This is a genomic window from Natrialba swarupiae (assembly GCF_008245225.1).
In the GTDB taxonomy this organism is placed as follows: domain Archaea; phylum Halobacteriota; class Halobacteria; order Halobacteriales; family Natrialbaceae; genus Natrarchaeobius; species Natrarchaeobius swarupiae.
The window spans coordinates 1-746 of sequence record NZ_VTAW01000089.1; the positions used below are offsets into that span (position 1 = coordinate 1).

Consider the following 746-nt stretch of genomic DNA (forward strand, 5'->3'; position numbering starts at 1 on the left):
ATGAAAGAGACGAAACGTGCTCAGGCGGAAGGGCTACAGTTTCTCAGCAATTACTGTTCAGCATTCACGACTCGGTTAGACGGATCATCATGGCCAAAATACGACCGAACGTGGCAGAACGCAGCTCGGTACTTCCGGGGCCTGTTGCGCCCCGGAAGTCCGACAGCCACCGATATCGCTGACAAAATGCAGGTGGATCAAGAACGCCTCGAACGATTTGTCCGTGAAAGCCCCTGGGAACACGAGAACGTCGAAAAGGAGCTTCGGGAACGCGTTCCCGAAGCGATCCAGGGCCCCCAAGCCGCAGTGATCATTGACGGCATGGGGATCCCGAAATCCGGTGAAGACAGCGTTGGTGTTGCTCGACAGTGGTGTGGGGCGACTGGGAAAGTCGACAACTGCCAAGTTACTGTTAACTGCACGCTCGCCAGACCTGGCGAGCGCCAGAACGCTGATCAACTCACGTGGCCACTGGGAATGCGTCTGTACCTCCCAAAGAAGTGGGCTGGAGCAGATGACGCAGAGTACGAAGATCAACAGCAGCGTGAACGCTTCGCTCAGCGGCGGGAAGACGCGAACATTCCCGACGATATCGAACATCGGACAAAACTCGAGATTGCAGCTGGGCTCGTTGAACACGTCGTCTCGGCCGATATCGAGCACGGTTGTGTCGTTGCTGATCAGAACTACGGCAAGTCTCGGAGTTTCCGACAGAAACTCCGAGGACTTGACGAGCCGTACATCAT

At 56.0% G+C, this 746-nt stretch carries 1 protein-coding gene; it reads left to right on the forward strand.

Features of this window, described 5'->3' with window-relative positions; translation table 11 throughout:
- On the forward strand, positions 1-746 hold a 746-nt coding region (locus FYC77_RS20035; RefSeq protein WP_149083251.1), incomplete at both ends, for an IS701 family transposase.